This window comes from Microbacterium sp. HMWF026 (genome assembly GCF_003061325.1).
Taxonomy (GTDB): Bacteria; Actinomycetota; Actinomycetes; order Actinomycetales; family Microbacteriaceae; genus Microbacterium; species Microbacterium testaceum_E.
Genome location: NZ_QAJB01000059.1, coordinates 1 through 5,820 on the forward strand (window position 1 = coordinate 1; position 5,820 = coordinate 5,820).

6 protein-coding genes are annotated in these 5,820 nt (G+C 71.8%); 3 read left to right on the forward strand and 3 right to left on the reverse strand.

All coding sequences use genetic code 11. The features are described from left to right. Nucleotides 1-660 (reverse strand): DUF6049 family protein (locus tag DBR36_RS02775; RefSeq protein ID WP_375136045.1); only part of this gene is annotated, 660 nt, incomplete at its 3' end. 106 nt (nt 661-766) lie between these two features. Between DBR36_RS02775 and DBR36_RS02780 the strand changes: the two genes are divergently transcribed. Both DBR36_RS02780 and DBR36_RS02785 read left to right on the forward strand, forming a co-directional pair. Next, nucleotides 767-2,278 (forward strand): methyltransferase, encoded by a 1,512-nt coding sequence (locus DBR36_RS02780; protein ID WP_108317464.1) that lies wholly within the window; start codon nt 767-769, stop codon nt 2,276-2,278. A 45-nt stretch (nt 2,279-2,323) separates the two neighbouring features. Then, nucleotides 2,324-3,751: a CCA tRNA nucleotidyltransferase gene (locus tag DBR36_RS02785; protein ID WP_108317465.1), complete on the forward strand. Its 1,428-nt coding sequence runs from the start codon at nt 2,324-2,326 to the stop codon at nt 3,749-3,751. Nucleotides 3,752-3,803: 52 nt separating this feature from the next. Here the strand turns inward: DBR36_RS02785 and DBR36_RS02790 are convergent, their stop codons facing one another. Both DBR36_RS02790 and DBR36_RS02795 read right to left on the reverse strand, forming a co-directional pair. Further along, nucleotides 3,804-4,883, reverse strand: coding sequence for a hypothetical protein (locus tag DBR36_RS02790; RefSeq protein ID WP_108317466.1), 1,080 nt, complete (start codon nt 4,881-4,883; stop codon nt 3,804-3,806). Next, nucleotides 4,880-5,239 (reverse strand): PadR family transcriptional regulator, encoded by a 360-nt coding sequence (locus DBR36_RS02795; protein WP_108317467.1) that lies wholly within the window; start codon nt 5,237-5,239, stop codon nt 4,880-4,882. Before DBR36_RS02795 ends, DBR36_RS02790 begins: the two co-directional genes overlap by 4 nt. A 301-nt stretch (nt 5,240-5,540) precedes the next feature. Here DBR36_RS02795 and DBR36_RS02800 point away from each other — a divergent pair. Beyond that, nucleotides 5,541-5,820 (forward strand): hypothetical protein (locus DBR36_RS02800; protein WP_219927604.1); only part of this gene is annotated, 280 nt, incomplete at its 3' end.

Here is a 5,820-nt window from a genome sequence, read left to right on the forward strand (position 1 = left end):
GTCGAGCTGGGCCGACAGGGCCCCATCCACGGCGGTCAGCTCGGCGAGCTCGTTGGCCGACAGCAGTCCCCGGGTCATGGGGGCCGCGGTGATCGGCACGACGACGGCCACCGGCGTCTGCGGCGCGCCCTCGGACGGGACGACGACCACGCTCGCGGCGCTCATGCCCGCACCGCTCACGAGGACGGGGTACACCCCCGGGGCGCGGTTCGCGAGGGCGGGGTCGGTCGCCGGGGTCGACAGGGTCGTGGTGCTCTGCGCGCCGGAGGCCGTGGCATCCACTGTTCCCGTGGCGACCTGCTGCAGCGTCACACCCGTCGAGTCGCCGCTCAGCCACCGGTCGAGGGCGGCGTCGTCGGCGAGTCCGGCGGTGCCGAGCGAGAGCGAGAGGGGCGTTGCGGTCGTCGCGACCGAGCCGCCGGTGATCGTGGCGACCACCGACAGGGTGTCTCCGGCGCGCAGGACGCCGTTCGCGGCGGGGGCGGCGGAGAGCACGGCCGGCGACAGCGACGCCGACGGGGACGGGCTGGGAGTGGCCGCGGCGGCGGCGCTCGCGGGCAGTCCGACGCCGAGGGCCAGGGCGCCGGCGACCAGGGTCGCCAGCAGCCGGCGCGTGAGGGAGCGCCGCGGCACGGGTGAGCCCGAAGGCGGGGAGGTCACGGTCATACGATCGTCGGTGGAACGAGGGGGCCTCGCACCGCCATGAGTCTAGGCCCGCCTTGCTTCGAGCCCCCCGATAGCCTCGCGCAGACTGTTGAATGGACCGGTGCTCCCCGAACCCGCTCCCCAGCTGTGTCAGGCCCTCGCGGCCGACCTCCGCTCCGCCGGCTACGCCAGCGCCGCCCTGCGCGACGCGTGGGGCGCCCAGGCCGACGACGCCCTCGCGCGCGGACTGCGCGGACCTGCGGCGCGGGCGCTCGAGGGCCGCGACGACGCCCTGGCCGTCCTGGGGCGTCTGTGGGGACTCGGGATGCCGGTCCCCCGCGCGAGCGTGGACGCGGCCCTGCCGACGCTCACCGCGACCGGCGCCGCCGACCTCGGCCTGATCGCGACGGCCGGCGCCGACGTCGCGCCCGCCGTGCTCGTCCGTCCGCAGGCCTTCGCCGACGACGCGGGCGAGGTCGAGTGGTGGATCGCCAGCGACCTCGACGAGGCCGCCCTGCAGGGTCCGCTTCCCGAGGACCACGTGCTCGGCGTCGGAGGCGCCTCGCAGACCCTGGCCCGCCTGCAGCTCACCCGCCGCGGCGGTACCGCCCTCGACCTCGGCACGGGATGCGGCATCCAGGCCCTGCGACTGCGCCGACTGGTGGACCGCGTCGTCGCGACCGACATCTCGGAGCGCGCCCTGCGCTTCACCCGTCTGAACGCCCTGCTGAACGGCGTGGACGGTATCGAGACCCGGCACGGCTCGCTGTTCGAGCCGGTTGCGGGCGAGACGTTCGACCGGGTGGCATCCAATCCCCCCTTCGTCATCACGCCCCGCGTCGAGGGCGTGCCCGCCTACGAGTACCGCGACGGCGGTCTGGAGGGCGACGCGCTCGTGGCCGCCGTCATCGAGGGGGTGGGGGCGCAGCTGGCGCCCGGCGGAGTCGCCCAGTCGCTCGGCAACTGGGAGTACCACGGCGAGGAATCGGGTCTTGACCGCGTCCGCGCGTGGGTGGGGCCGTCGCTGGACGCCTGGGTGATCGAGCGCGAGGTCCTCGATCCGCTCGCCTACGCCGAGTTGTGGGTGCGCGACGGCGGGACGGTCCCGGGGACGCCCGCCTACGCGCGGCTGATCGAGGCGTGGCTCGACGACTTCGCCCGTCGTGGTGTGACCGGCGTCGGTTTCGGGTACGTGCTGCTGCGAAAGCCGCTGGCCGGGGCGCCGACCCTGTCGCGCTACGAACGTGTCGCGGGCGGCGGCGAGGGCGGGTTCGGCCCGCACCTCGCCTCGTGCCTCGCGGCGCACGATCGCGCCGCCCTGCTGGACGACGACGATCTCGCCGACAGCGTGCTGCGCGTCGCCCCGGACGTGACCGAGGCGCGCCACCACCGCCCCGGAGAGGGCGACCCGTCCGTCATCGAACTGCGCCAGGGCGGGGGCTTCGCGCGCACGCTCGAGGTCGACCCCGCGCTCGCCGCCCTCGTCGGAGCGTGCGACGGCGACCTGCCCGTCGGCACCCTGATCGACGCGATCGCGCAGCTGATGGAGGTGGATGCCGCGCACCTGCGCGCCGACCTGCTGCCCCGCGTGCGCGAGCTGCTCGTGACGGGCTTCGTGTCGTTCGAGGACTGAGGCGCCCGGGAGGCGCTGTCAGCGGCCTTCGTTAGGCTCGGAGGCATGCTGAACATGGCCGAGGGACTCGCGCGTCTCGAGGAGCTCGCCGCCCATCCCGTCGTCGCCACCGTCGCCCGCGCCTTCGCCGAGGCCGGACGCGACCTGGCGATCGTGGGCGGTCCCGTGCGCGATGCGCTGCTCGGGCGCACGACGCACGACTTCGACTTCACCACCGACGCGCGTCCCGACGAGATCCTCGCCCTCATCAAGCCCGTCTCGTCGGTGCAGTGGGACGTGGGCCGCGCCTTCGGGACCATCGGCGCGCGCGTCAAGGGCGAGCAGGTCGAGATCACGACGTTCCGCGCCGACAGCTACGACGGTGTGACCCGTAAGCCGACGGTCGAGTTCGGCGACACGCTCGAGGCCGACCTGAGCCGCCGCGACTTCACCGTGAACGCCATGGCGCTTCGCGTCCCCGCCCGCACGCTCGTCGACCCCACGGGTGGGGTCGAAGACCTCATCGCCGGGCGGCTGCGCACGCCGATCGATCCGGCCGTCAGCTTCGGCGACGATCCCCTGCGCATGCTCCGCGCGGCGCGTTTCTCGTCGCAGCTCGACTTCTCGGTCGATCAGGGCACCCTCGACGCGATCGCCGAGCTGCGCGCCTCTCTGTCGATCGTCAGCCCCGAGCGGGTGCAGGCCGAGCTGGTGCGCCTGCTGCAGACCGACGATCCCGTGCGCGGCATCCGCGTCCTGGTCGAGACCGGGCTGATCGAGGAGTTCCTCCCCGAGATCCCCGCGCTCAAGCTCGAGGTCGACGAGCACCACCACCACAAGGACGTCTACGAGCACTCGCTGACCGTGCTGCGTCAGGCGATCGCACTCGAGAAGAGCCGCCACCCGGATGCCGCCCCCGACGTGGCGCTACGGCTCGCGGCCCTGCTGCACGACATCGGAAAGCCCGCCACGCGCCGCCTCGAGGCCGGCGGGGGCGTCACCTTCCACCACCACGACATCAAGGGCGCGCGCATGGCGCGCAAACGCCTGCAGGCGCTGCGCTTCGACGCCGCGACCACGACGGTCGTGTCGCGCCTCGTCGAGCTGCACCTGCGCTTCTTCGGCTACGCCGAGGGGGCGTGGACCGACGCCGCCGTGCGCCGGTACGTGCGCGACGCCGGAGACGAGCTGGAACGCCTGCACATCCTGACCCGTGCCGACGTGACCACGCGTAACAAGCGCAAGGCGCACCGCCTGGCATCCGCCTACGACGACATCGAGGCCCGGATCGCCACCCTGCGCGAGCAGGAGCAGATCGACGCGATCCGCCCCGACCTCGACGGCAACCAGATTCAGCAGATTCTGGGTCTCACGCCTGGTCGCGAGGTGGGCGAGGCGTATCGCTTTTTGCTCGATCTGCGGCTCGACGAGGGCGTGCTGGGTGCCGACGAGGCCGAGAAGCGCCTGCGCGAGTGGTGGGCCGCGCGGGACTGAGCGCGGAGCCCACCCGTCGAGTCGCGTCGCGACGATCGAGCGCGCCCGGGTGTCACGGAGTCGCAGCGGGGTCTGGCGACGGCGTGGAGTCCGAGGGTGCGTCCTGCGTCCGGAGGACCTCGGCAGGAAGCGGTTGCACCCGCGGGAACGGGAAGCGCGCGGCCGTCGCGTCGGCGATGTCGTTGATCGGATCCCACGCGGACATCCCCGCCGGGATCTCGCGCAACGGGTAGGTGTTCCAGGTGTCGCTCGCTCCCGGAGCGATGTACGGCACCGGCACCGGACCGCCGCCGCCGTAGAAGTACACGTCGTAGGGGATCGGGCTGACGTCTCGACCGACGGTGGTGAGCGGGTTTCCGTCCTGGTCGAACAGCTGGACCATTGGAATGGGGTCGCCCTGAGCGTCGAAGGCGAAGATGTTGCGCACACGCTGACCGTCGACGGACAGGCCGGGTGTGTACGTCGAAGCGGCCAAGGCGTCGCGCTGAAAAAAATTCACGACAGAGGTGGAGAAAGCGCCGATCGAGAAGGGCAACGTGACGATCACGGCGATGGTCGACACCGTCCGCACGACACGCAACCACCGCGTGGGGAGCCACCGCCCGCGACCCCACTGGACGCTGAGCAGGACGGCGCCCAAGAGGAAGGACCACGCCACGACGCTGCCGTCGAGGACGAGCAGGGCGGTCACCAAACCGCCGTAGCCGATGCTGGGGACGACGAACCAGACGGCGAGGAAAGCGAGCAGATACCAGCCGATGCCGCGGATGATCCACCACACCGGCCGCAGCGAGGACAGCAGGTCGAGGATCCACCCGCCGACCGGGTTGTTCCGCACCGCGTCGCCGACCTCGCGCCAGCCGTTGCGGACGTCGTCGATGACCGTGAGTCTCTTTCGCGGCCGGTTCGAGGCGGTGCGCTCCGGAAGCCCGGCGGCCGCGCGCAGTTCGGCGGCGTAGGTCGCGGCATCCGGGATCTCGAAGTCCGCGCCCGCCTCGGCGGCCTGGTCGGACAGGTCGGCCTCGAGGCCGTCCAGCAGATCGTCGACCTCGTCGATCGGCAGGTCGTCGAGGTGCGCGCGGACAGCGGAGGCGAATGCGTGGATGTCGTCGCGGACGGGCGTGGTGATCATCGTGCGTCTCCGATCGTGCGCAGTTTCTTGGGCCGGCTGGTGTCGTCGAGGAGTCCCGTCATCGCTGACGAGAAGTGCGCCCAGCTGGCGCGCTGGGCGTCGAGCAGCTCGCGCCCCTGCGGGTTGATCGCGTAGTACTTGCGGTGCGGACCGCCCTCGGACGGCACGACGTAGCTCGACAACGCGCCCGCCGAATAGAGCCTGCGCAGCGTGCCGTACACCGACGCATCGCCCACCTCGCCGAGACCGGCTTCGCGCAAGCGGCGGACGATGTCGTAGCCGTACCCGTCGTCGTGCTGAACGACCGCCAGCACGGCGGCATCCAGCACCCCCTTCAGTAGTTGCGTCGTGTCCACGCGACCCCCTTCGCTTCTCTGGCTGGGACGGTACCACGCGATGCGTAGTAGTGCGTAGAGCGAAGTTCAGGGTGATCGGGTGTAGCGAGCGGGTGAAGGAGGACCGCCGCAAGCCGTAATAGGAGAAAAATCGACCGTGTGAGCAGATAAAGTGCGATTGTTAGCGCTATCAAAGCGCCAATATCGGTCGATGTAGCCCGGTATTCCGGGTCGAATCTTGCACCGAAACGACAGTGAAACGTGCCGTCCCTAGCGTGCGGATCGCGTTTCACCCGCTTTCCGATCGCCCTAGGAGCCACCCGTGACCCGATTCCCGCGCCGTCCTCGCCAGAGACGAAGGACGCTCGCTGCCGCCGCCGTCGCCATCGTCGCGGCCCTGACCGCCTCGCTCGTCGGTGCGCCCGCCGCCTCGGCCCGCGCAGCCGACGAACCCGTGTGGGCCCCCGTCGACGCGGCCGGCTCGCAGACCGAGCTGGGCCTGACCGCGGACGCCGACGTCTCAGCGTTCGACCTCGACCTGGGCGCGGTGTTCGACGCTCCCCCTCTGCGCACCTTCCAGGCCCGTTCGGCGACCCCCGCCC

Coding starts and splice junctions, on each gene's coding strand:
- DBR36_RS02785 (WP_108317465.1), top strand. CDS start 2,324: ATGCTGAACATGGCCGAGGGACTCGCGCGTCTCGAGGAGCTCGCCGCC.
- DBR36_RS02790 (WP_108317466.1), bottom strand. CDS start 4,883: ATGATCACCACGCCCGTCCGCGACGACATCCACGCATTCGCCTCCGCT.